24 protein-coding genes are annotated in these 23,033 nt (G+C 64.2%); 11 read left to right on the forward strand and 13 right to left on the reverse strand.

Features of this window, described 5'->3' with window-relative positions:
• Positions 1-34: 34 nt before the first annotated feature.
• On the forward strand, positions 35-1,486 hold the full coding sequence (locus tag CXY75_RS17650; RefSeq protein WP_233201999.1) for a nitronate monooxygenase: 1,452 nt from the start codon (positions 35-37) through the stop codon (positions 1,484-1,486).
• Between the two features lie 31 nt (positions 1,487-1,517).
• On the opposite strand, the gene CXY75_RS17655 is transcribed toward CXY75_RS17650, so the two are convergent.
• The 3 genes from CXY75_RS17655 to dapD all read right to left on the reverse strand — a co-directional run bounded on the left by CXY75_RS17655 (position 1,518) and on the right by dapD (position 5,578).
• Positions 1,518-1,784, reverse strand: coding sequence for a hypothetical protein (locus CXY75_RS17655; protein WP_104084104.1), 267 nt, complete (start codon positions 1,782-1,784; stop codon positions 1,518-1,520).
• Positions 1,785-1,848: 64 nt separating this feature from the next.
• Positions 1,849-4,452 carry a penicillin acylase family protein gene (locus tag CXY75_RS17660; protein ID WP_233202000.1) on the reverse strand — a complete coding sequence of 868 codons (2,604 nt, stop codon included), beginning with the start codon at positions 4,450-4,452 and terminating at the stop codon, positions 1,849-1,851.
• Between the two features lie 142 nt (positions 4,453-4,594).
• Positions 4,595-5,578 carry a 2,3,4,5-tetrahydropyridine-2,6-dicarboxylate N-succinyltransferase gene (dapD, locus tag CXY75_RS17665; protein ID WP_104084106.1) on the reverse strand — a complete coding sequence of 328 codons (984 nt, stop codon included), beginning with the start codon at positions 5,576-5,578 and terminating at the stop codon, positions 4,595-4,597.
• 17 nt (positions 5,579-5,595) lie between these two features.
• Here dapD and dapE point away from each other — a divergent pair, with 17 nt between their 5' ends.
• Positions 5,596-6,717, forward strand: a complete 1,122-nt coding sequence (gene dapE, locus CXY75_RS17670; protein WP_255411806.1) for a succinyl-diaminopimelate desuccinylase — start codon at positions 5,596-5,598, stop codon at positions 6,715-6,717.
• Positions 6,718-6,850: 133 nt separating this feature from the next.
• On the opposite strand, the gene CXY75_RS21145 is transcribed toward dapE, so the two are convergent.
• Positions 6,851-7,036 (reverse strand): hypothetical protein, encoded by a 186-nt coding sequence (locus CXY75_RS21145; protein ID WP_146069528.1) that lies wholly within the window; start codon positions 7,034-7,036, stop codon positions 6,851-6,853.
• A gap of 219 nt (positions 7,037-7,255) precedes the next feature.
• Here CXY75_RS21145 and CXY75_RS21150 point away from each other — a divergent pair, with 219 nt between their 5' ends.
• Positions 7,256-7,438 carry a transposase gene (locus CXY75_RS21150; protein ID WP_369826755.1) on the forward strand — a complete coding sequence of 61 codons (183 nt, stop codon included), beginning with the start codon at positions 7,256-7,258 and terminating at the stop codon, positions 7,436-7,438.
• A 302-nt stretch (positions 7,439-7,740) separates the two neighbouring features.
• Here the strand turns inward: CXY75_RS21150 and CXY75_RS17680 are convergent, their stop codons facing one another.
• On the reverse strand, positions 7,741-7,980 hold the full coding sequence (locus CXY75_RS17680; protein WP_104084109.1) for a hypothetical protein: 240 nt from the start codon (positions 7,978-7,980) through the stop codon (positions 7,741-7,743).
• Between the two features lie 339 nt (positions 7,981-8,319).
• Here CXY75_RS17680 and CXY75_RS17685 point away from each other — a divergent pair, with 339 nt between their 5' ends.
• The gene (locus CXY75_RS17685) at positions 8,320-9,339 is read left to right on the forward strand and encodes a type I glyceraldehyde-3-phosphate dehydrogenase (RefSeq protein WP_104084110.1); all 1,020 of its coding nucleotides are present in this window, start codon (positions 8,320-8,322) and stop codon (positions 9,337-9,339) included.
• Positions 9,340-9,547: 208 nt separating this feature from the next.
• On the opposite strand, the gene CXY75_RS17690 is transcribed toward CXY75_RS17685, so the two are convergent.
• On the reverse strand, positions 9,548-10,687 hold the full coding sequence (locus tag CXY75_RS17690) for a hypothetical protein (RefSeq protein WP_104084111.1): 1,140 nt from the start codon (positions 10,685-10,687) through the stop codon (positions 9,548-9,550).
• Between the two features lie 110 nt (positions 10,688-10,797).
• Between CXY75_RS17690 and CXY75_RS21155 the strand changes: the two genes are divergently transcribed.
• Complete coding sequence (locus tag CXY75_RS21155) at positions 10,798-11,304, forward strand: DUF1643 domain-containing protein (protein ID WP_104084112.1); 507 nt, start codon at positions 10,798-10,800, stop codon at positions 11,302-11,304.
• A 238-nt stretch (positions 11,305-11,542) separates the two neighbouring features.
• On the forward strand, positions 11,543-12,127 hold the full coding sequence (locus CXY75_RS17700) for a class I SAM-dependent methyltransferase (protein ID WP_233202036.1): 585 nt from the start codon (positions 11,543-11,545) through the stop codon (positions 12,125-12,127).
• 293 nt (positions 12,128-12,420) lie between these two features.
• Here the strand turns inward: CXY75_RS17700 and CXY75_RS17705 are convergent, their stop codons facing one another.
• Both CXY75_RS17705 and CXY75_RS20135 read right to left on the reverse strand, forming a co-directional pair.
• Entirely contained in the window at positions 12,421-14,181 is a 1,761-nt protein-coding gene (locus tag CXY75_RS17705; protein ID WP_104084113.1) for a pyruvate dehydrogenase, read from the reverse strand.
• A gap of 8 nt (positions 14,182-14,189) precedes the next feature.
• Positions 14,190-14,498 (reverse strand): hypothetical protein, encoded by a 309-nt coding sequence (locus CXY75_RS20135; protein ID WP_199182521.1) that lies wholly within the window; start codon positions 14,496-14,498, stop codon positions 14,190-14,192.
• Between CXY75_RS20135 and CXY75_RS20140 the strand changes: the two genes are divergently transcribed.
• Positions 14,488-14,820 (forward strand): hypothetical protein, encoded by a 333-nt coding sequence (locus CXY75_RS20140; RefSeq protein WP_199182522.1) that lies wholly within the window; start codon positions 14,488-14,490, stop codon positions 14,818-14,820. The two genes, CXY75_RS20135 and CXY75_RS20140, sit on opposite strands and share 11 nt — an antisense overlap.
• Before the next feature lie 405 nt (positions 14,821-15,225).
• The gene (locus CXY75_RS17715; RefSeq protein WP_104084115.1) at positions 15,226-15,402 is read left to right on the forward strand and encodes a DUF3117 domain-containing protein; all 177 of its coding nucleotides are present in this window, start codon (positions 15,226-15,228) and stop codon (positions 15,400-15,402) included.
• Positions 15,403-15,465: 63 nt separating this feature from the next.
• On the opposite strand, the gene CXY75_RS17720 is transcribed toward CXY75_RS17715, so the two are convergent.
• Complete coding sequence (locus CXY75_RS17720) at positions 15,466-16,098, reverse strand: O-methyltransferase (protein ID WP_104084116.1); 633 nt, start codon at positions 16,096-16,098, stop codon at positions 15,466-15,468.
• An 87-nt stretch (positions 16,099-16,185) separates the two neighbouring features.
• Here CXY75_RS17720 and CXY75_RS17725 point away from each other — a divergent pair, with 87 nt between their 5' ends.
• Complete coding sequence (locus CXY75_RS17725; protein ID WP_104084117.1) at positions 16,186-16,575, forward strand: sec-independent translocase; 390 nt, start codon at positions 16,186-16,188, stop codon at positions 16,573-16,575.
• Between the two features lie 9 nt (positions 16,576-16,584).
• On the opposite strand, the gene CXY75_RS17730 is transcribed toward CXY75_RS17725, so the two are convergent.
• Genes CXY75_RS17730 through CXY75_RS17740 form a run of 3 tightly spaced genes read right to left on the reverse strand, consistent with a single transcriptional unit; the run spans position 16,585 to position 19,713 of the window.
• Complete coding sequence (locus tag CXY75_RS17730; protein WP_104084118.1) at positions 16,585-17,775, reverse strand: Mrp/NBP35 family ATP-binding protein; 1,191 nt, start codon at positions 17,773-17,775, stop codon at positions 16,585-16,587.
• A complete protein-coding gene (locus tag CXY75_RS17735; RefSeq protein WP_104084119.1) occupies positions 17,772-18,395 on the reverse strand; it encodes a DUF1003 domain-containing protein in 624 nt (207 codons plus the stop codon). The genes CXY75_RS17730 and CXY75_RS17735 overlap by 4 nt, the downstream gene beginning before the upstream one ends.
• Entirely contained in the window at positions 18,382-19,713 is a 1,332-nt protein-coding gene (locus tag CXY75_RS17740) for a magnesium transporter MgtE N-terminal domain-containing protein (RefSeq protein WP_104084120.1), read from the reverse strand. The genes CXY75_RS17735 and CXY75_RS17740 overlap by 14 nt, the downstream gene beginning before the upstream one ends.
• A gap of 126 nt (positions 19,714-19,839) precedes the next feature.
• On the opposite strand from CXY75_RS17740, the gene CXY75_RS17745 reads away from it, so the two are divergent.
• A complete protein-coding gene (locus tag CXY75_RS17745; protein WP_233202002.1) occupies positions 19,840-20,382 on the forward strand; it encodes a general stress protein in 543 nt (180 codons plus the stop codon).
• Between the two features lie 69 nt (positions 20,383-20,451).
• Here CXY75_RS17745 and CXY75_RS17750 read toward each other — a convergent pair whose 3' ends face one another.
• A complete protein-coding gene (locus CXY75_RS17750; RefSeq protein ID WP_104084121.1) occupies positions 20,452-21,996 on the reverse strand; it encodes an aminopeptidase P family protein in 1,545 nt (514 codons plus the stop codon).
• Positions 21,997-22,131: 135 nt separating this feature from the next.
• On the opposite strand from CXY75_RS17750, the gene CXY75_RS17755 reads away from it, so the two are divergent.
• Positions 22,132-23,001: a PHP domain-containing protein gene (locus tag CXY75_RS17755; protein WP_104084122.1), complete on the forward strand. Its 870-nt coding sequence runs from the start codon at positions 22,132-22,134 to the stop codon at positions 22,999-23,001.
• Positions 23,002-23,033: the final 32 nt, after the last annotated feature.

The raw sequence follows: 23,033 nt of genomic DNA on the forward strand, positions 1-23,033 counted from the left end.
CATAGCCGTGGTGTCCGCTACTGAGAGGTTCGCCATGACTCTGCTCGATACGATTGCGTCTTCGATAACGCGCCCGACGGCGCTGCCCACCATCATCCAGGGCGGCATGGGCGTTGCCGTGTCTTCGTGGCAGCTCGCTCGCGCGGTGTCCCAGGCCGGACAGCTTGGTGTCGTCAGTGGTACAGCCCTTGACTCGGTTATCGCTCGGCGCCTGCAGGACGGCGATGAGGGTGGACACCTGCGCCGCGCGTTCGCGCAGTTCCCGGTGCCGGCTCTCGCCGGCCGGGTACTGCGGAAGTACTTTCGGGCCGGCGGACGCGGCCCCGGCGTGCCGTACCTGCCGCTCGCTAAGCTCAGCCAGCATCCGCTCGTGAAATCGCTTGAACTGTCGGTCGTCGCCAACTTTGCCGAGGTCTGGCTGGCCAAGGAAGGCCATGACGGCCTCGTTGGCATCAACTTTCTCGAGAAGGTGCAGCTGGCCACGCCGAGCGCCGCCTACGGAGCCATGCTAGCCGGAGTCGATTATGTGCTGATGGGAGCCGGAATCCCCGCCGAGATTCCCGCGCTCCTGACCGGCCTGGCCCGGCACGAGACCTGCGCGCTCGACCTGCACGTCGAAAATTCCACGAGCAGGTACTCCGTCGAGTTCGTTCCCGAGGCCCTGACCGGCGGCGGGTTGCCCCCGCTGCGCCGACCGCTGTTTCTCGCAATCGTCGCCGCCCACGTGCTCGCGGTGTACCTGACGCGGGAGGCGTCGACCCGTCCGGACGGCTTTGTCATCGAAGGCCCAGGTGCTGGCGGGCACAACGCACCGCCGCGCGGACGTGGTGTGTTCGACGACGACGGTCAGCCGGTCTACGGACCTCGGGATGACGCCGACCTGGCGAAGGTTGCCGCGGTCGGCCTGCCGTTCTGGGTTGCGGGCGGCTACGGCACGCCCGAGCGGGTGGCCGAGGCCCTCGCACTCGGCGCCGCTGGTGTACAGGTCGGCACCCTGTTCGCCCTCGCAGCCGAGTCCGGCCTCGACGAGCCCCTACGGGCGCGGGTGCTGGGCGAGCTGGATGGCCCCGGGCTACAGATCCGCACCGACCCGCTCGCCTCCTCGACGGGATTCCCCTTCAAAGTCGTGACGCTACCCGGAACCCTCTCCGATGCCGCCGTATACGAGGAGCGACCGCGCCTGTGCGATCTCGGTTACCTCCGGGTGCCTTATGAACGCACGCCCGGAGTGCTCGGCTACCGGTGCCCAGCCGAGCCGGTCGCGACTTTCGTACGCAAGGGTGGGTCCGCCGGGGAGGCTGCCGGTCGGAAGTGCCTCTGCAACGCACTCACCGCCAACGTGGGTCTCAGTCAGACCCGGCGCGACGGATACGAGGAGGTGCCGTTGGTCACTCTCGGCACCGATCTCGTCGGGGTCACTGTCCTGCTCGCCGCGCACCCGGAGGGCTGGACTGCTGCGGACGCAGTGGCTTACCTCGAGGGTTGACGCGAACGGCAGGAACCCGGGTGCGGCGTCGTCAGCAGCCGGGGCTGTGAGGGTTGGCGTGCCAGTCCTCGGCAACGAGTCCGGTGGGTTCTTTCGCGGCGACGACGGTGAATGGTGCCGAGGGCACGGTGACGGTTTTGTCGACGGGGCGCCAGTCTTGGTCGCCGAAGCTGTAGTCGGCGTGGTGAGTGACCGTGAGCACGACGGGATTGGTGCCCTTGATCGTGTATTGGTGGCTGGGGCGGTGCGGTGGCCGCGAAATGCCATCCTGAGCCCCCTGGTTTTTGCGAGATGCCACTTCTGGCCGCGTGGCGAACTCTCATGGGGCCAGAGGTGGCATCTCGTGGGTGTCAGCGGCGGCGCTATGCGGCCGGCTCGAGGTTTAGCGTGTTGCTCGCGTCGGCGTCGATGGCGGCGGGGGTGAACAGCCACGGTCGGGTCTCGTGGTCGCGCCACAGCGGCGCCTGGTCGGTGTAGTTGGGGTGGAAGGCGTGGCCGGATGCCCCCGTGAGGTTGATCCAGGTAGACTCGTCGAAGTTCTCCAGGCTGATCACCTGGCGCATCGACGGAACCCAGTCCACCTGGTAGCCCTGCGTGGCATCCCAGCCGACCGCGTTCACTACCGCCGAGCCACCAGAGAGTTCGTAGGGTCCTCGATTGAAAACGAACTCGAGCGGGGCGATCCCGGACTCACCGAAGCTCGGGTTGGTGAGTTCAAGCGTGTGGATGCTGCCCCATTTCCAATCGGCCGGGTTTGATCCCATCAGGTCGGCGCTCTCGGCGGCCGCAGTCGTGAGTGCGTGGCGCAGCGTGCTCTCCTGACCGACGGTGCCGTAGCTGGGGTTTGACCACCACGGGGAGTCCGGCTGGTCGAGCAGGCTCATCACCACGGAGAACGCGCGGTCGCCGCCGGTCAGGGCTGCCCCGTCGTCGATCTTTCCGGTGAACATATCGACCAACAGCACGCGCCAGACGATGTTGAAGTAGGCGGCCGCTGCGCTGTCGGCGTCGACCCGATAGTCCCAGCCGTCGAGCAGTTTTTGTGCTTCTGCGGCCTCGCCGGTCAGGCGTATTCCCTGCAGCTTCGGTACGAGCACCGCGGCGATGGCACTGTAATTGTCGCCCTGGATCTCACTCATCAGCGCCGCGGTGAGCGGAGTGTTCGCCGCGATGAGCTGCTGCAGGCGTGCCGTGATCTGGTTGGCCCGATAGCCCAGATCCCAATCGGCGGTCAACAGATAGGGATACTTCGAGTCGGTGGCGGCGTTATTGGCCGTGACGATGTATCCGCTCGGTGGATTAAACGTGCTCGGCAGTGCGTCAAAGGGAATGTAACCGGTCCAGCCGTATTCGCTAGTCCACCCGGGAACGGGCAGTGTGCCGTTGCCGCTGGCCCGAATGGGGATGAGCCCCGGCGCCTGATAGCCGATATTTCCCTCGACGTCGGCATACGTCAAATTCTGCGCCGGCACTTCGAACAGAGCGGCGGCCGCTCGAAAACTGGTCCAGTCGGTGGCCTGATTGAGGGCGAAAATAGCGGATGCCGTTCGCCCCGGCGTCAACGCTGTCCATTGCAATGACAGCTCGTACGTCGTTAAATTAACACCGGTCGGATCAGTGCCGACGTCGCCAGCCGGGGTGGCCGTTGGCAGCCCGGCCGCTGTCGGGTAGTCGCTTGCGATGCGTTGGTAGGTAGTGCCGTCGAAGCCGCTCAGGAGTGGTCCGTGCTCTGTGGCGCGAATCTCAATTTTGACGTCGTCACCGCCGGCCACGGAGATCTTCTCATCCCGCAGCAGGAGGGGCTTCACCGCGCCATCAAATTCGTAGCTGTCTCCGGTGATTTTTTCAATGTAAAGGTCGGCGACATCGGGGCCGAGGTTGGTGAATCCCCAGGCGATGCGTTCGGTGTGGCCGATGATGACGCCGGGCAATCCTGAGAAACTATACCCGGCAACGTCGAACGGGCAGTCGGCGGTGATCGACTGGCAGCGCAGCCCCACCTGATACCAGACCGACGGCAGCGCGGGCCCGAGGTGCGGGTCGTTGGCCAGCAACGGCAGGCCGGTGTCGGTGAGGGCGCCGGAGACGACCCAAGAGTTCGACCCGATTTCGCCGCCGGCCGGCCCGAGCAGCTCGGGAGTCGAGGTGAGTGCGGCGCGCAACTCGGAGAGTGCCCCTGCGTAGGAGCCGACGGGCACAGGTGTATTCGTCACGTCGAGGCTAGCGCTGGCGGACGGCTCAGCAGTCGGTTCGTCGCTGGCCGCAGGCGCCCCGGCAGCCGGAGCGACGACAGTCTGACTGCCGGTGATTGTGGGGTGCGCGCTCGCGGGATACTCGGGGTGCAGCTGGGTCACTTCGGCCGGTGTGAGCGTGGTCGACAGCAGTGCCCGGTCGATCTCATCGTCGAGGTTGGAACGCAGGTCCCAGGCCATCGCCTTGAGCCAGGCGACGGAGTCCGCCGGGGCCCACGGTTCGACCTCATAGCCGGGGTTCTGCAGGCCCAAAACGGCATACTCTAGCGAGAGATCGGCGCCCTGGTGGGTGTCGAGGTAGGCGTTGACGCCGTCGGCGTAGGACTGGTAATAGCCGAGAGTGACCGGGTCGAGCAGGGCCACCTCCTGTTCGGCGACGGCCCGCCAGCCGAGCGTGCGCACGAACGTGTCGGTACCGATCTGACTTTCGCCGAACAGCTCAGACAGCCGGCCACTCGTCACGTGCCGACGAAAGTCCATCTCCCAGAAACGGTCCTGCGCATGCACGTAGCCTTCGGCCAGAAAGAGGTCGGCCGCAGTTTTTGCCGTGATCTGGGCAATCCCGGCGTCGTCGCGCGTTACCGTGACCGCGTTCGCCAACCCCGTGATGTCTACAGTGCCGTTCATCGTTGGAAACGACCGCGTCACCGTCCAGACTCCGAGCCCAGCAGCCACCACGACGACGCTCACCACCACCCCGAACGCGATCAGCACGCGCCGGATTCGCCGGTGGCCATGGCTTCTCGGTGCGTCGGTTCCCACATCACTCCTTCGTGAATCGTGCCATCTCCAGCCGAGCGGATGCCGCTACCCGGATGCTAGCGGAACCCACCGACATCCGCTTATCGGCGGCAGCCTAGGCGTGCAGCGCGGCGTTGAGGGTGATGCCGCTGCCGCTGCGGGCGAGCACCTCGACGGCACCCGAGATGGAATTGCGGCGAAACAGCAGGTTCGACACACCGGAGAGTTCGACGGCTTTCACGGTCGGCCGGGAGCCGTCGTCGCCGACCGGTTCGCCGACAAGAATGACCTTCGTTCCGGCCGTGACGTAGAGCCCCGCCTCCACGACGCTGTCATCGCCGATTGCGATTCCCACGCCGGAGTTGGCGCCGAGCAGGGCACGGGCGCCGATCGAAATGCGCTGGGTTCCGCCACCAGACAGGGTGCCCATAATGGATGCTCCGCCACCGATATCCGCGCCGTCACCGACCACGACGCCCTGCGAGATGCGGCCCTCGACCATTGAAGAGCCGAGCGTTCCGGCGTTGAAGTTGACGAAGCCCTCGTGCATCACGGTGGTTCCCGGGGCGAGGTGGGCGCCGAGCCGCACGCGCGAGGCATCTGCTATCCTCACGCCGGTCGGCACGACGTAGTCGAGCAGCGGCGGAAACTTGTCAACGCCGCTGGCCTGAATTCCGGCGCGCTGCAGGGTGGGGCGCAGCCGGGCGAAGACGACCGGCAGCATCGGGCCGGCATTGGTCCAGACCACGGTGGGTAGGTGCGCGAAGATGCCGTCGAGGTTGATACTGTTCGGCAGCACCAGCAGGTGCGAGAGTAGATGCAGCCGCAGGTAGGCATCCGAGGTGCTCGCCGGTGCCGCGTCGAGCGTAATTTCGACCGTGACGGCTTCGAGGCACACCGCGCGGCGGGCATCATCGCCGGTTGCTTCGCCCAGGTCGGCCGGAACGATCCAGCGATCGCGGCCGGTCGGCAGGGTGCCGAGAGCTGGAGACGGGAACCAAGTATCGAGCACGGTTCCATCGCTGGCGACGGTCGCGAGGCCGTACCCCCAGGCCTGGGTCGGTGCGGCTGTGACGTTTTCGGAAAGATCAGAGGGCATACCCTTAGATTAGTAGAGTGACTTCTAGACTTCCGGCCTCTTCCTCTCCCGCCAATCGCACCGTGCTTGACCTCACGGCGACGTCGATCGAACTGACCAGGCAAATCTGCGACATGGAGTCGGTGTCTGGCCAAGAAACCGCCCTCGCCGACGCGATCGTCGCAGCGCTCGACGGCTTCGACCACTTGGAGATCATTCGGGACGGCGACACCGTCGTCGCCCGAACGAACCTGAATCGTGCCCAGCGCGTCGTGATCGCCGGCCACATCGACACCGTGCCGCTCAACGACAACCTGCCCACCCGCTACGAGAGCATCGACGGCATCGACTACCTGTGGGGCCGCGGCACCACCGACATGAAGGCCGGCGTGGCCGTGCAGCTCAAGCTCGCCGCCGAATTGAGCGATCCTGAGGTCGACGTGACGTGGATGTGGTACGACCACGAAGAGGTTTCCGACGAGCTCAACGGCCTCGGCCGTCTGGCCCGCAACCGCCCAGACCTCTTCGCCGGCGACTTCGCCATTCTCGGCGAGCCGACCAAAAGCCAGATCGAGGGCGGCTGCAACGGCAATCTGCGCGTGGAAATTCGCTGTTTCGGCAAGCGCTCGCACTCGGCGCGCAGCTGGGTCGGCGAGAACGCCATTCACAAGGCCGCGCCCATTCTGAACATTCTGGCCGAATATCAGGCCCGCGAGGTCGAGGTCGAGGGGCTCGTTTACCGCGAAGGCCTCAACGCTGTCGGCATCACCGGTGGCGTCGCGGGAAACATCATCCCCGACGAGTGCATGGTGCACGTCAACTACCGATTTGCCCCGAGCCGCAGTGGCGACGAAGCCGTCGCCCACCTGCGCGAGCTGTTCGCCGGCTACGATCTGACCGTCGTCGACCGGGCAGAGGGCGCCCGCCCAGGCCTCGACGCCCCGCTCGCCCGGGAGTTCCTCGCCGCTGTCGGCGGCGTGGCCAAGCCCAAATACGGCTGGACCGACGTCGCCCGCTTCTCGGCGCTCGGAGTTCCGGCCGTCAATTACGGTCCCGGCGACCCGCTCAAGGCACACGCCGACGATGAGCGGGTGGCCATTGCCGAGATCACGGCCTGCGAGAACGGTCTGCGGGCGTGGCTGAGCGCATCCGTTCGCTAACGCCGAACCAGCGGATGCTCCGTCAAGGCCGACTGCCCGCGCGTCGGCTCCCCGCGGCCTGGCACGCCAGCTGATCGCGCAGATCCGGCGCGTCGGCCGGGAGGTTCCCGGCGCGGCTGCGACCGTCGCCAACCTACCCGGTCACGACTATGCCCAGCCGGGCAAGCCCGACATCGCGTGGGATGATCGCGACGCCTGCGATGAGCTCGTCTCCTGGCTGGTCACTGATGCGCTTGTATTGCTGGACGGCATCAACATCCATATTTTGACCAAGAAGCAGCAGGAAACTGTTGCCCTGCTGGCGTTGGTCGCTGGTCACGACGTGGAACCGCCGACGGGTTCGACGGCACCGACGGCCGGTTACACCCCGACCATTAAACCGATGCCGTTGGGCCGGGCCGTGCCCGGTGGCTGCACCGTCGATGACGTCACCATCAACGACGAAGCGCACACGGTGACGTGCCTGGCGAGCATCGTTCGGCCGATCAGCCCCAAAGACCGAGTTGGTTTTGGTTGGTCCTGCCAGAGCTGCCCGCTGATGGCTCAGTGCACCACAGCTCAGACCGGCCGCAACCTTGTCATTCACCCGCACGACCGGCTCCGGCGTGAACACCGCGTTCGAGCTCAAGATGCCGAGTTTCAACGCGTCTACAAGCAACACCGGCCCATGGTTGAACGGTCCTCGGCATGGATGACCCGAGGAGCGTGCAGAGTGCTCTAGCGGGGCGTCGTGAAGAACCACGCGTGGTGGTCGAACAGGGCCGGTACCATCAACCTCAAACGCCTCCTCAACCTGGGATTAACCAGCGAAAACGGGCTTTGGGCCCGTGGCTAACACCCCAGAGCACGACCATCACCTCGACAGAGCGGCCGACGCGGCACAGCCGCCGACTACGCACCCTTCGAGCGGACGCAACGCTACATCCCGATACCGGTGCCGACCGCTCAGCCAACCTCACAACGCCCCAGCCCGGAACAAAAAAACAGTCCAGAGACTCGCCGGGCCATCTGTGCTCATGTCATTCAGCAGGCTCCGAGGCCCGGTGTGGGAAAGGTGCGCGTAATTGCACCCAATGCGACGACCACATGTTCGTCATGCATGATGCGGATTTCCCCGTCGAGGGAGATGAGGGCTGTCGTCTTTGAGCCGCAGTCCAGCTTGTGTACATGGGTGCAGTCCAGAAAACGGTCGTAGTGCAGGTTCGACCTTACGCCGCGCGCAGCGCAGTTGCGCGGTCGCATTGCGCGGTTGAACTTCACCACTTGCCATTTCTGGAAGTAGCGACTGGTAGGTCATGTGCGCAGTGGGCGCAACGAGGGTGATCGTTATTGGTATCGAGAACAGGTGTTTCCGCAACCCTCACGCGGTGTGGGGGCCGACGTAACCGCCACCGAGAATGAGCACATGCAGCCTCGAGACTGACATGACCCCAATAAACATCCGGTACGTGCTACCGACAAGTCATCCCGGCAATGTGCTTGCGCTTGTTGACGGCAGCTGATGGAGGGGAGCAGCATGAAAGGGTACCTATCTTGTCGTGCAAACCTGCGAGTGGAACACCGACGAGTAGAACACCGACGAGTAGAAGTAGGGGATTTCAGATGCCGAAAGTTGCGATCAATGGGTTGGGTCGAATCGGGCGGGCTGCGTTGAAAATTGTGCTCGAGTCGGAGGATTTGGAACTTGTTGCGGTCAACGATGTGGCGTCAATTGAGAATCTTGCCTACCTGTTGCGATTCGACACGGTCTACGGCCGGTACCACCGTCAGATTGTTGTAGAGGCTGATGCGCTGGTCATCGACGGCCACCGGGTGGTGGTCCTTGCCGAACGAGACCCAGCGGCGCTGCCATGGCAAGAACTCGCAGTCGACCTAGTGTTTGAATGTACTGGTGCTTTCACCCAGGCGGATGACCTGACCAAACATATTCAGGCCGGCGCGTCGTTCGTCATCTTGTCTGCCCCGACGAAGTCCGACTCCGTCCCGACGGTGGTGCACGGGGTGAACAGGCCGGACGGGCATCCGCAGATCATCTCGTGTGCGAGTTGCACGACGAACTGCATCACACCGGTCATCGAGATCGCGACACGGCGGCTGGGGATGGAGCGTGCGATCATGACCACAATTCATGCTCACACCGCGACCCAGCGCTTGGTCGACTCGCCGAACAACAATTTCCGACGTGGCCGCGCAGGTGGGGCTAACTTGGTACCCGCGCCGACTGGTGCTGCGCAGGCGACAATCCGGGCATTGCCGGAGCTGACCGGGCTCTTTGACGGGATTGCGATCCGCGCTCCGATCGAGGTTGGTTCCATTGCCGACATTGTCATTGTCACCTCCCGCCCGACCAGCGTCGAGGAGATCAACGCCGTGTTCACCGAGGAGGCGAAAACAGCCAGGTACCAGGGTATCCTGGGCGTTTCGGCGGACCCGATGGTCTCCTCCGACATCATCGGCGATTCACGCGCGTCCGTGGTGAACCTCGACTTGACGCAGGTGGTGGACGGCACCCTGATCAAGATCATGGCCTGGTACGACAACGAATGGGGCTTCACCCACCAAATGATCCGCGAAGCTCGGGCCACCCTCGGGTTATCGCCCAGTGGGGAAACATCTCTGTGACGAGAAATACAGTGAGGTTTTAACGTCACCTTCCACAGGTAGGGAATGTAGCCCGATCTGCGATACTGGCGTTTTAAGGCAGAGAGTTTGGCTCAATTACATCCAACGTAGCCTGCTTATATTTGGCGAGTTCGAACGGATGGTTCGTATTGAAATCAGCTGATCTGCACGGCTGACTATGCGGCTGACGAACTTACAAACATGACCACTAGCGGGTGTGGGCGATGATCGCCTCGGCGATCGCCACCGTGTCACTGTTCGACTCGACCTGGTAGGCCGACTGGCCGAGTGAGAAGATCATGATGCAGAACGGCCCGATGTCGGAGCAGATCTGCACGGCGTGCTCACCCTCGACCGCGCCCTCCAGCGCAATCGTCGGCAGGGCCTGGCTGTCTGGTGTGGAGACCATCGTGTCGACGAGTCCGGCCAGGTCGTAGCCGACCATGACCGAGGTGCCCGGGATGCCGGCGGCCATCAAGTCGACCGGGACGCCGTCGGCCCGCACGCCGCAGCGGAATACCCCGGTCCGCTGCGCCACGTAGTTCTCGAAGGAGGTCGAGCCGCTTGCTACGGGCCAGACTTCGTATTCGAACGAGTCGACGCCGAGGGCCGTGGCGATGTCCTGCGACCCGAGCGCGCCGGTGCAGTCGGGTTCGCGTTCGACCAGCTCGACCGCCGGCCAAACCAACTGGCCGGGCTGAGCATCCGTCAGAGCGGTGAAAACGGATGCCGCGAGTGGCTGCATCTGCGCCAGGATCGCGTCGGGCGTCAGCCCGGAATAATATCCACCGTCGAGGCCATACCAGCGCGTGCTCAGCACGATTTCGACCCAGTCATCGCCGACCGGTGCGCTGATTAAGCAGCCGGAGTCGTAGCTGCACCCGGTCGCCGCTTCTATGCCCACGAGGGTCATCGGGGCGTCGGAGGGGCCGTCGCCGAGCGAGAAGCCGTCGCCCACCACGTAGGGCGTCCAGGAGTCTGCGCCGCCGGGAACGACCTTGACGCTGACGTAAGCCCAGTCGGAACCAACGGAGTCGTACATCGGGTTGGTGATTGCGGGGCCGACCCGCCAGGAGCAGGACAGACCGCCCAGGGCTGGCACGGCGTATTCGGTGAGGGCATAAGCCGGCTGGATCGCGGCAATCGGGGTCGGCGCGGTTCCGTCGGCGGTGACGAAAACGGGCGCGACGACATCAAGAGCTGCAATGTCGTCGCAGGTGTAGATGCTCGCTGCCACTGGTGTTGGTGCGACTGACCCTGTCGGTTCTACCGGGGAGCCCACGGTGCATCCGCTGAGGACCACGATGGCGAGCAAAACGGTCGGTGTGATCAGGCTGCGGCGTAACATGCGCTCAGCCTAGCAGCGGGCATTTGCCTCTTGACCTGTGCTTTCCTTGGCAACAGCACAGGCGAGTACGACCTTTTTCCCCGCCACGGGACACTATGGGATGATGATGTGTGACCGAAGTCGATAGCCGAGCCGAACTCTCGGAGGATCGAACGTATCGTTATCGTCTCTCCAGAGTTTGGTCTGACGGACCGCGCGCGACGTTCGTGATGCTGAACCCGTCTACCGCAGATGAGTACTCGGATGATCCGACGCTTCGCCGGTGTATCGGATTCGCGCGGCACTGGGGCCTCGGCGGGCTCAACGTCGTGAACGTTTACGCGTTCCGGGCAACGAAGCCGGCCGACTTGTGGACGGCAGCGGATCCTATCGGTCCCGAGAACAACCGCTACCTGGAAGACGCTGCCGCGAACAATGAGGTACTTGTCGCCGCATGGGGAGCGCACGCGAAGCAAGAGCGCGTCCAAGAGGTGCTTTCGATTCCCGGATTTGACAGGCTCACCTGCTTGCGGACAACGAAGCGAGGGTATCCGAGTCATCCGCTCTACCTGCCCAAAGAACTATCACCGGTGCCCTGGCCTACCTGGGGGCAAGGTCTGCAACGGAGCCTGGCGTAGCAGGCTGCCAAAGTGGTGACGCACTCGGATTCCGCAATGTCACCAACTACGTCGCTCGCTCCTCGAAGCCGGAGGATTCAGACCCCACCTACACCCTGGAATGCGATGAGCCTTCAGCCAAGACTGAACGACCAAGCCCTTAGCGGACGTTTTCGTTCCACTACTACTCAGACCCCACTTCGACCAGGACGTAAAGGTGCAATAGTGTGTGTCAGGAAGGCTGGTGGTCATGCCGACAATGTCTGCGCTTGAAGGTGCGTTCTGCCGCAGTGCACCATGGCGTCTTGCGGCGCGTCGAGTCGTCCGGTGGGTAATACAGGGTGTTTCGCTTACCGGTGACGTTCTTGAGATCGGAGGGGGTAATGGCGCGACGGCCGCCGAGTTGGCGCGGGCAAATGCGTCGTTGCGCCTGACGATGATCGACTATGACCCTGTGATGGTTGGCGCCGCACGGAAACGTCTCGCAGAGTATTCGCACGCGGCTGCGCGCCAAGGCGACGCCACACAGCTTCCCTTCGATGACGAAACTTTTGATTTCGTTGTAAGTTTCCTGATGTTGCACCACGTTGTCGACTGGGAGAAGGCAATCGCAGAGGTCGCGCGCGTGCTCCGGCCCGGCGGCATTTTCACCGGTTATGACCTCACTGCCTCCCGAGCAGCTTCGTGGGTGCACCTCGCCGATCGCTCCCCGCATCGCCTCATCGAACGCGGGGCCTTCGAACCTGTCCTCGCACAAGTCAGACTCGATGCTGTCGGGCTGAGGTATTCCTTCGGCGGTCGAGTGCTGCGATTCACTGCACGCAAGCCTGCGTTGTCTACCTGAAATGGGCGGAGGCGTGTCAGGCCGGTCCAGGCAGCTCCCATCGACCGCGACCAGACGTCGACCCGTCACCCAGCACGGCGGCGCGTCCTTGACAGCTATTGACTGCGCGAGCCGTGTCGGCAGACATGAGAAGCTGCGCATAGGCGGCCACACAATTGCTCGCTGACGGCTAGTAGAACTGCCCGTTGCACCGAACGTCACGCGAATCTGTCATGATCGTGTCCAGAATCGGTCCGGCTGCGTGCCTGGACTCGAGGAGCACGTTTGCGACTCCGGCTGGTCAACCGGCCGATCTAACGGCGGCCAGGAAGTAGTCGCAGATTGCTCTTGGCGAGCTTCACTGCCTCGCCCGTTCCTCCATTCATGACCACCTTCGATACAGCCAGCGCGAAACCGCGAACCATCTCTCCGGTGATCGTTGGCGGTAGCGAGAGCGCCATTGGATCGGTGACCAGGTCGACGAGTGCCGGCCCGTCATGCGCGAGAGCGGTTTCGAGGGCGGAACGGATGTCGGTGGGTTTCTCTACGCGTTGGCCGAAGATCCCGAGAGCGTTGGCCACGGCCGCGTAGTCGACGGACGGCATATCGACGCCGAAATCGGGGAAACCGTCGACGAGCATCTCGACCTTGACCATGCCGAGAGTGGAGTTGTTGAAGACGATGATCTTCACTGGCAGTGCGTTGGCGGCAACGGTGATCAATTCGCCCATCTGCATCGACAGCCCTCCGTCGCCGCACATGGCGATCACCTGCCGGCTCGGGTGGCTGAACTGGGCGCCGATGGCCTGGGATAAGGCGTTGGCCATCGACCCATGCAGGAAGGAACCGATCAGCCGCCGCGAGCCGTTCGGGTTGATGTAGCGGGCCTGCCAGACATTGCACATGCCGGTATCTGCGGTAAAAATGGCGTCTTCCGCCGCGAGGTCATCGAGCAGGGATGCTGCGAATTCCGGATGGATCGGTATCTTCGTGTCCACGTTCTTCGCATAGGCGCCGATCACGCTGTTCAGCAGCCGATCGTGGCGCTTCAGGGTCTTGTCGAGGAATCGCCGGTCGTTGCGCGGCGCGACAAGAGGAGTCACGGCCGCGATGGTGGATGCCACGTCGCCGTGCACCGGGAGGTGCACGTTTGCGCGACGACCGAGGTGTTCGGCTCTGGAATCCACCTGGGCTATCCGTTCAGCTGTACCGTGCGGCAAGAACTGGTCGTAGGGAAAGTCGGTGCCGAGGAGAATGAGGAGGTCGGCGTCGTGGATGCCGGCGTGCGCAGCGCCGTAGCCAAGCATGCCAGTCATGCCCACGTCGAAGGGGTTATCGTACTGGATCCATTCCTTGCCGCGTAGGGTATGCCCGACCGGAGCGGCCAGCAGATCAGCGAACGCCACGACCTCATCGTGGACGCCGGCCACCCCAGCTCCGGCGAAGATCGCTATTCGCTCTGACTCGTTGATGGCATCGGCGAGAGCCACCACGTCGGTATCGGCAGGTACCAGCGCGGGCCGACCCGGACGAGCCAAGTCTGGCGCTACGCCGACGGCGTCTTGTTCGGCGATGTCGCCCGGGAGACTGATGACCGCGACACCCCCGAGGCTGATCGCATGCCGAAGGGCGGAGTTGACCACCCGCGGAGCTTGCGCCGCGGTGGAGATCAGTTCGCAGTAATTGGAGCAGCCAACGAAAAGGCGGTCGGGATGGGTTTCTTGGAAGTATTCGCTGCCGATCTCGAAAGTGGGGATATGGCTGGCTATCGCAAGAACAGGGGCGCCACTGCGGTGGGCGTCATAGAGACCGTTGATCAGGTGCAGATTGCCTGGCCCGCAGCTTCCGGCGCAAACAGCGATCTCTCCGGTGAGTTGCGCCTCCGCACCGGCCGCGAAAGCGGCGGCCTCTTCGTTGCGCACGTGCACCCAGTCGATGCCGCCCGTGGCCGACCCGCCTGTTCGCCGCACCGCATCTACGATCGGATTCAGGCTGTCGCCGACGATCCCGTAGATGCGGTGCACTCCGGCCTGCAGGAGTTGGCCAATGAGTTGATCTGCGACGGTGGATGTCATGAATTCATTCAACGCGCCGTTGCTTCAAAAGCAATAGCCGAGAAGGTCTTTTCCTGTTTTTTCATGGACGGCACTGATATGCGGTTGTGCGAGAAGCATCGTCCCTTGAGACCCTCGAACAGCTTTGGGTGTGATTTCGTCTCCTTTAAGGCGCGCCTGCCGGGGGTTGGCTCATGGTCGTGAAGACTGGGGTGACGCAGGGTTGTGATGATGGTCAGCGTGAGATTTACGATGTCGGCACCGACGGTCGGTGGAAAACCGCCCGCAAGGTCGCGTATGACCGGGTGATTTCCACCGTCGATCCTGATGCTCGCCACGCGAACAGCCCCACTGCCGCCGATTCTGCAATTTGCCTACGCCGAGTCGAGGTACCTGTTCTTTTTGACCCTCGCCCTTTACCTGTTGCTCGAACGCCGCTACGGGCTGCTGTTTCCGGTGATCGCGGTGATGGCCCTGACCCGGCCAAGCGGGCTGGCCTTCGCCTTTGCCCTTGGCTTGCACGTGATCTACCGCTTCGTCACGCGCTCAAGCGACCCGTTTGCGCCTGCAGAACGGATGCTGACGGCATCCGTCGCCCTGTCCAGCGCGTTGATGGGACTAGCTCCGCCGGTGGCTGCGTGGGCGGCCACGGCGACCTGATGGCGTACACCGACACCGAGTTGGCCTGGCGGGCACCGTATATCGGATACGTGGAGCTGGTGCTGTTCACCCCGGCGGTGCGCCCGCTCGGGGTCGATCTGCGGCTGTGGCTGGCCGGCTACGGCCCTGTACCTGCTCGCGGTGTTCTTTCCGCAGTCGAGCACCTTTCGGCTGCTCATGCCGATGTTTCCGCTCCTCAGCGCGGCCGCCCTGCCGCGGGGCCTGGCCTATCGGGTGGCTATCATTGTGCTCTGCGTGGCCGGCCAGTGGGGCTGGCTGCTGATTTGCTGGGGCGTGCACGGGTACGACTGGACTCCGCCGGAGACGACCGCGGTTACGCCTAATTTACGTCTCAGCCCGAGATGGTCGATAATAGGTATACATAGACGAATGGAAGGGGAGTTCATGGCGGCCATGAAGCCACGCACCGGAGACGGTCCAATGGAGGCGGTAAAAGAGGGGCGCCTGATCATCGTGCGTGTACCGCTCGAAGGTGGGGGTCGGCTCGTTGTCTCAGTCAACGACGCTGAGGCCAAGGAACTTCACGATGCACTTGCCGGGGTTGTCGCCGCGGTGAAATAACGTTCCTGTAAGCAAGAACGGCTGTGCAGATAACTGCACAGCCGTTCGTGTATGTGCGGTGGTTTAGGCGCGCAGCTTGGTGATCTGCAGCAGGCCATCTCCGACGGAGGAGAGCGCGCTGATCACGGCGCTCGACGCGGCGATCTCGGTCAGTAACGTGCGAAAGCCGGTCGCGACGTCGTCGCGCTGGGCCGGATCGGCCACGCGCCCCCGCCACAGGGCGTGGGCGACGAGCACCGTTCCGCCGGGACGGGCCAGCCGCAATCCGTGCTCGACGTATTCAATGACCGACTGGGGGTCGGCGTCGATGAAAACGATGTCGTACGAATTTTCATTCATACGCGGCAGCACCTCACCAGCCTTGCCGGTGATGAGGCGTACCCGGTTGGCCGGAATTTTCGCCTCGGTGAAATTCGCCTTGGCATGCTGCAGGTGATCGACCTCGGTATCGATCGAGGTGAGGGTCGCGCCGGGCGCTCCGGTGAGCAGCCAGATGCCGGACACTCCCGCCCCTGTACCGACCTCAAGAATGCTGCGCGCCCCGGTGGCGGCGGCGATGACGGCGGATTGGGCCCCGACGGACGGCGCGATCGCGTCGATGCCCAGTTCGAGGGATTGCTGGCGTGCGCGAAGGATGGCTTCGGACTCCACGACGTAGTCGTCGGTGAATTTCCAGTTCAGTTCAATGTCAGACACAAGTAACTCCAGTAGATGGTTAGGTCAAGACTAGGGCCGAGGCGCGTATGGTTCGTGGATGCCTCGCCGGACAGTTACTCTAGGGACATGTTTGGGCTGACATTCGAAAAGATACTTCTGATCGGGATTATCGCTGTCTTCCTGCTCGGGCCCGATAAGTTGCCGCACTATGCCGCCCAGCTGGGTCGCCTCGTTCGCCAATTGCGCGACATGGCTAATGGGGCCAAGGACCGCATGCGCGACGAGATGGGTCCGGAATTCGACGATCTGGACTGGAAAAAACTTGACCCGCGCCAGTATGATCCGCGCCGCATTATCCGGGAAGCTCTCGCCGAGGAGGATCCGCTCAAGGAAGCGTCCGCAGCGATTTCTCGTGCAGAGCCCAACCCCGAAGGCGCCTATCTTAAACGCAAACGTGCCAGGGATGCAGCCCTGGCCGCGCTTGAGCCGGCCCCGTTTGATTTCGAGGCCACCTAAACCGCAGTTTTAGGGACGCTGAGTCGGCCGGAGGCCGAGGCTGAGCCCCGCCAAGCTGCGGGCCCGAGTCTTCATCTGGTGGGCGAGCTGGATAATGGCGCGCGCTGCCGGGTCATCCGGCGCGCCCAGAACGACCGGCAGTCCGGAATCGCCGCCGCTGCGCAAGGCCAAGCTCAGCGGAACCTGCGCGAGCACCGGCACCGGTGCATCCTGACCGACCGACAGGCGCCGGGCGACCTCGTCGCCGCCGCCAGAGCCGAACAGCTCAAACACTGTGCCGTCTGGCTGAAGCATCGCCGACATGTTTTCGATCACGCCGTAGACGCTCTGCCCGGTCTGCCGGGCGACGACGCCGCTGCGTTCGGCCACATCGGCCGCCGCCGACTGGGGGGTGGTCACGACGATAACCTCAGCGTGGGGCAGCAGCTGGCCAACGGTGATGGCAACGTCGCCGGTGCCCGGCGGCAGGTCGAGCAGGAGTACGTCGAGGTCGCCAAAGTACACGTCGGTGAGAAACTGTTTGATGGTGCGGTGCAGCATGGGGCCGCGCCAGGCCACTGCGGCCGATGCGTCATCGATAAACATGCCGATCGAGATGACCTTCACATCGTGCGCGATCGGCGGCAAAATCATGTCGCCGACCTGGGTCGGCTTGACCGCGAGGCCGTCGTGCACGAGGCCGAGCAGGCCCGGAATGCTGAAGCCGTGCACGTCGGCATCGACGATGCCCACCCGAAGCCCTTCGCCGGCCAGAGCGACTGCTAGGTTCGCGGTGACGGTGGACTTGCCTACGCCGCCCTTGCCGCTCGTGATCGCATAGACGCGGGTGAGTGACTCAGGTCCGAACTGCACGGTGCGCTCGACCTGGCCGCCGCGCAGCTTCTCGGTCAGCGCGGTGCGCTGCTCGCGCGTCATGACGGCCACCTCGACGCTCGCGCGCCCGGGTCCTGACACCGACTCCGCGGCTGCGAGAACGTCGCTCTCGATGCGTTGTGCGGCTGGGCAACCGGCAATGGTCAAGCGGATGCCGACGCTCACCTGCCCGTCGTCGGTCACCGTGACGCCCGACACCATGTCGAGGTCGGTGATCGGTTTACGAATCTCGGGGTCGGTCACCCCGGCCAGGGCGGTGAACACGCGGGAGCGGATACGCTCAATCGTTGGTGTCAATGGGGCAGGAGTCAATGGGGCCGGAGTCATTCGGTTGGGCGGCTTTCGTTGGTACTGTCTGAGTCGGGGCGTTCGTCACTGTGCCCAGCTAGGTGACTGCGCTCGTCGAGGTGACTGCGCTCGTCGAGGTGACTGCGCTCGTCGAGGTGACTGCGCTCGTCCAGGTGCTCGAGCAACGCCCGCAATTCCGCGCGGATGAAGTCTTTCGAGGCCATGTCCTTGATTGCGATGCGTAGAGCCACAACCTCACGGGCGAGGTACTCGGTGTCGGCGAGGGTGCGCTCTGACCGCTGCCGGTCTTGCTCGAATTGCACGCGGTCGCGGTCGTCCTGACGGTTCTGCGCCAGCAGAATCATGGGTGCTGCATAGGACGCCTGCATCGAGAGCACCAGGGTCAGCGCGATGAAACCGAGCGCGACGGAGTCGAATCGCCAGGATACAGGGGCAAGCGTGTTCCAGGAGATCCACGCCACGGCAAACAGGGTGAGTCCGAGCAGAAACCACGGGGTGCCCATGCCGCGAGCGATGGACTCCGTAAAACGGCCGAACCGGTCACGACCCTGGCCAGCGCGCCCACGGCCAACAAGATTACTGGAGCGCAGACCCTTGGGCGCGTCTAAGCGCAGGTCGGCGCGGTTATTGCGGGCCACGAGTCGTCCTGTGCGCTCCGGGCAGCGGAATGCTACCGGTTCTTAGTTCGCTGCGGGCTGCTGCGCGGCGGCGTACATCATCATTGCCATCGTGGCTGCGCCAATCGTCTGGCAACAGGTAGTCGAGTACGTCATCAATCGTCACCACCCCCACCAATCGGTATTTCTCGTCGACCACCGGCACCGAAACGAGGTCGTAGCTCGCAAGAATGCGGCTGACTTCGGCGGCCGAGGTGTCTGCGGTCACCGGATCGAGGCCGGCGTCGAGCAGCGTGCCGAGGCGTTCGTGGGGCGGGTAGCGCAGCATCCGCTGAAAATGCACCATGCCCAGAAAACGGCCGGTGGGTGCTTCGTACGGGGGCAGGGTCACGCAGATCGCCGCGCCGAGGGCCGGCGCCAGATCGTGACGACGGATGCGCGCCAGCCCCTCGGCGACGGTGGCGTCGGCCGAGACGATGATCGGTTCGGTCGTCATGAGTCCGCCAGCGGTGTCTGGTGCGTAGGAGAGCAGAAAACGAACGTCTTCTGCTTCTTCGGGCTCCATGAGGTCGAGCAGCTGCTCGCCGCGCTCTTCTGGCAGCTGGGCGATGAGGTCGGCCGCGTCGTCTGGCTGCATCTGGTCGAGAACGTCGGCAGCGCGGGCATCACCGAGGCTGGTGAGAATGCCGACCTGATCGGTTTCGGGCATCTCCTCGAGCACATCGGCGAGGCGGTCATCCGGCAGTTCGCCGGCCACCTCGAACATGCGCTCACGCGGCAAGTCGAGCAGGGTGTTGGCGAGGTCGGCTGGCTTGAGGTCGGAGTAGGTCGCAATGAGGTGCTCGGCGGACTGCGCCTGGCCCTCGGTCTCTTTCTCGCGCACCTCGGCCCAGGTGGCGAAGGTCGTGACGCCCTTGACGAATGGCGAGGCGCTGGTCTTGGGGCGCCGCACGAACAGTTGGCTGATTGCCCAGTCGGCTTCCGTGCCCTCTTTAATCGCGACGTCTTCAATCGTGGCTTCACCGGACCCGTCGGTGAACAGTACCTTGCGGCCGAGAAGTTCAGCGATGACGCGCACTTCGCCGCCGCGCTGTTCGTAGCGACGCACGTTGATCAGGCCGGTCGTGATGACCTGACCGCTGCCGATGCTGGTGACGCGGTTGATCGACACAAAGACGCGCCTCTTGCCGGGGATCTCCACGATCAGACCGACCACGCTGGGCGGGTCGTTTTTTCGATACACCACAAGAACATCGCGCACCTTGCCCACGCGGTCACCCGCGGGGTCGAAAACGGTGCACCCGGCCAGTCGGGCAACAAAAACTCTGGTGGCACTCACAATATAAATGTAGGCCACTCGACTGACAATGGCGGTCGGGCGCGCATGACAGTTGGCAAGGTGGCGGGCGCGATACCCTGCGGCGGCGCACCAGAGACGAACAGGCGGGCGTGAAAGAATGGCGTCATGAGTAACCAAGGCCTATTCTCCCGGCGTCGCCCGGTCCTGCCCCCGGTGTTGCCACGTGGTGAGGTTCTTGCGACCTACAACACGTATGCCGACGCGCAGGGCGCCGTCGACACGCTCGCTAAGGCCGATTTTCCGGTGAAAACGCTCTCGATTGTCGGCAATGACCTGAAGAGTGTCGAGCGCGTCACCGGCAAACTGACCTACGGGCGCGTCGCGCTCGCTGGCGCGGCATCCGGTGCCTGGCTGGGAATCTTTTTCGGGATTTTGTTCTTTTTGTTTTCGCCGACCGGGTCGAGCCTGCCATTCGTGTTCGCGGCCCTCATCATGGGTGCCGGATTCGGCATGCTGCTCGGCATAGCGAGCTACGCGATCAACCGGCGCCGCCGCGATTTCACCTCGACGATGCAGGTCATCGCGAGCAACTACCAGATCATCGTCACGCCCGACCTGGTCAACCGAGCCCGAAACCTGCTGGCCGGCGTCCACGACCCCGACCCAGCACCCGTAGACCCCACCATCCCCCCAACGCCCCCCGTGTAATCACGCGAGAGCGCACAAAGAGCCCAGTGACACTCTCAATCGGGCACTTTGTGCGCTCTCACGAACCTGTTAGTGCTGCTGTGCGGCTATCCAGGCCTCGACTTCGGCGGCGGTGCGGGGGATAGCGGCTGAGAGGTTCTCGGCTCCGGTGGCGGTTACGAGGATGTCGTCTTCTATGCGAACTCCGATGCCGCGGAATTCGGCGGGTACGGTGAGGTCGTCGGGCTGAAAGTACAGGCCCGGCTCGATGGTGAAGACCATGCCGGGCTCGAGTACGCCGTCCATATACATGTCACGACGAGCTTGCGCGCAATCGTGCACGTCGATGCCGAGGTGATGGCTGGTGCCGTGCACCATGTACCGGCGGTGCTGACCGTTCTCGGGTTGCAGGGCCTCCTCGGCGGTGACCGGAAGCATGCCCCATTCGGCGGTGCGCTTCGCGATGACGGTCATGGCAGCGGCATGCACATCTCGGAAAATGGCGCCGGGGCGAACGACGGCCAGGGCGGCATCCGCTGCCTCGCGCACGGTCTCGTAGACCAGACGCTGCACCTCGCTGTAGACACCGTTGACGGGCAGGGTGCGCGTGATGTCCGCGGTGTAGTAGCTGTCGAGTTCGACGCCGGCGTCGATGAGAATCAGGTCTCCGGGAGCAACGACACCGTCGTTTCGGGTCCAGTGCAAAATGCACGCGTGCGGGCCGGACGCGGCGATGGTGTCGTAGCCGACCGTGTTGCCATCGCTGCGGGCGCGCGTGTTGAACACACCCTCGACGAGGCGTTCGCCCCGAGCGTGCACGCTGGAGCGGGGTAGGTCGGCGATGACATCGTCGAATCCGCGGGCGGTCGCGGCGACGGCGAGGCGCATCTGGGCGATCTCCCAGGCGTCCTTCACGAGGCGCAGCTCGGAGACGTCGCGGGCGAGCGCCTTGTCTGGCTCGTGCTCGGCGTTGATCTCGATGCTGAACGGCGCATCGGAGGCATTGCTGCTGAGCACTCGTTCGGCGGCAAAGCGCAGGCGCGCCTCATCGACCTGCTCGGTAAAGGTGGGGTCGGCTTCGCGGAGCACGAGTGTTTCGGTGTCGACGGCCTGCAGCACGGCGGCGAGGTCGGCGATTCCGCGCACGGACAGGGCCAAGTCGCTGGCGACCTGCTCGACCGACGGGCGCGGGCCGATCCAGAATTCACCGATATCGGGGTTGGCGTAGAACTCGTCGGAATCGCGACCGGCGCGCTCCCGAAAGTACACCGTGGCCTCGTGGCCGCCGCCCGTAGCCGGTTCGAGCACAAGCACGGCGCCGGGTTCGCTGTCGCTGCCCCAGCCGGTGAGGTGCGCAAACGCGGAATGGGCGCGGAAGGCATAGTCGGTGTCGTTGGAGCGCTGCTTAAGCCGGCCGGCCGGAATGATCAGGCGCTGCCCCGGATACTTCACGGAGAGACGCTCGCGGCGCGCTGCGGCGAAGGGGGCTTGCTCTCGGGTCGGGGGCAGCACGTCGGTGCGTTCCGCCCATCCGCTCGCGATGAAGGCCTTGAAGCCGGTGGATCCCGGTGTCGTCGAACGGTTCTCGTTCGAGCGCGCGGCGGGAATAAGAGCGGAAGCAGTGATATCAGCCATTTGCCCATTCTCGCACCGCACCCTGGGCGACGCCCGACCGGAGCGTCGCAGACGCTGAGACGAGCGGATGCTGGCGGTCGGCCCGAGGCAGCTGGCCGCGGCCGGTGAGCTGACCTGTCCAAGTAGCATGGGGTCATGGTAGTTGCACGGCAGTTTCACGGTCCGATCGACCTTCACGCGCATTCGAGCGTGTCGGATGGAACCGAGACCCCCGCCGAACTTGTGCACGCTGCCGCCGTTGCCGGGCTCGGCACCATCGCCCTGACCGATCATGATTCGACGGCGGGCTGGGCCGGAGCATCCGCTGCCGCGCGTGCTGAGCATCTGACATTTATTCCGGGAATGGAATTCAGTACCAGGGTGGACTACGCCAGTGTGCATCTTTTGGCATATCTCTTTGACCCGGCCGATTCGTCCCTACTCGCCGAAATGACCCGGGTGCGTGCCGCCCGACTTGCTCGGGCCGAAAAGATGGTGGCGCGCATCGGAGTCGACTACGCACTGAGCTGGGATGACGTGCTCGCCCAAACCACCCCCAATGCCACCGTCGGCCGACCGCACATCGCGGACGCCCTTGTCGCCCGAGGCCACGCGCTCAATCGCAGCGCGGCCTTCGCCGACATCCTGCATTGGAAGGCCGGTTACTTTCAGCCCCATTACGCTCCCGAACCGCTCCGAGCGATCAAGCTCGTGCGCGCCGCCGGGGGAGTGCCGGTCATTGCCCACCCCGCCACGCGCGGCATCGGCGACGTCGTGGCCGAATCCAGCCTGAAGACGATGGTCGAGGCAGGACTGTTCGGCCTCGAACTCGACCACCGCGAGAACCAACCGGAACCCACGGCGCGGCTGCGTGAACTCGCCGCCAAGTTCGGGCTGTTCGTGACCGGCTCCAGCGACTACCACGGTGCTGGCAAGCCCAACCGTCTCGGCGAAAACTCGACTGCCCCCGAGGTGCTCGAGCGCATTATCGAGCAGGGCCGCGGCTCCGCCCCCGTCTACGGCTAACTGCTTTTCTCAGCGGATGCCGCGGCGCTGCT

Source organism: Cryobacterium sp. Y11, from assembly GCF_002929535.1.
In the GTDB taxonomy this organism is placed as follows: domain Bacteria; phylum Actinomycetota; class Actinomycetes; order Actinomycetales; family Microbacteriaceae; genus Cryobacterium.

Coding starts and splice junctions, on each gene's coding strand:
- CXY75_RS17650 (WP_233201999.1), top strand. CDS start 35: ATGACTCTGCTCGATACGATTGCGTCTTCGATAACGCGCCCGACGGCG.
- dapD (WP_104084106.1), bottom strand. CDS start 5,578: ATGCCCTCTGATCTTTCCGAAAACGTCACAGCCGCACCGACCCAGGCC.
- CXY75_RS21150 (WP_369826755.1), top strand. CDS start 7,256: ATGGCTCAGTGCACCACAGCTCAGACCGGCCGCAACCTTGTCATTCAC.
- CXY75_RS17685 (WP_104084110.1), top strand. CDS start 8,320: ATGCCGAAAGTTGCGATCAATGGGTTGGGTCGAATCGGGCGGGCTGCG.
- CXY75_RS17690 (WP_104084111.1), bottom strand. CDS start 10,687: ATGTTACGCCGCAGCCTGATCACACCGACCGTTTTGCTCGCCATCGTG.
- CXY75_RS17700 (WP_233202036.1), top strand. CDS start 11,543: ATGTCTGCGCTTGAAGGTGCGTTCTGCCGCAGTGCACCATGGCGTCTT.
- CXY75_RS17705 (WP_104084113.1), bottom strand. CDS start 14,181: ATGACATCCACCGTCGCAGATCAACTCATTGGCCAACTCCTGCAGGCC.
- CXY75_RS20140 (WP_199182522.1), top strand. CDS start 14,488: ATGCTCGCCACGCGAACAGCCCCACTGCCGCCGATTCTGCAATTTGCC.
- CXY75_RS17715 (WP_104084115.1), top strand. CDS start 15,226: ATGGCGGCCATGAAGCCACGCACCGGAGACGGTCCAATGGAGGCGGTA.
- CXY75_RS17725 (WP_104084117.1), top strand. CDS start 16,186: ATGTTTGGGCTGACATTCGAAAAGATACTTCTGATCGGGATTATCGCT.
- CXY75_RS17730 (WP_104084118.1), bottom strand. CDS start 17,775: ATGACTCCGGCCCCATTGACTCCTGCCCCATTGACACCAACGATTGAG.
- CXY75_RS17745 (WP_233202002.1), top strand. CDS start 19,840: ATGAGTAACCAAGGCCTATTCTCCCGGCGTCGCCCGGTCCTGCCCCCG.
- CXY75_RS17750 (WP_104084121.1), bottom strand. CDS start 21,996: ATGGCTGATATCACTGCTTCCGCTCTTATTCCCGCCGCGCGCTCGAAC.
- CXY75_RS17755 (WP_104084122.1), top strand. CDS start 22,132: ATGGTAGTTGCACGGCAGTTTCACGGTCCGATCGACCTTCACGCGCAT.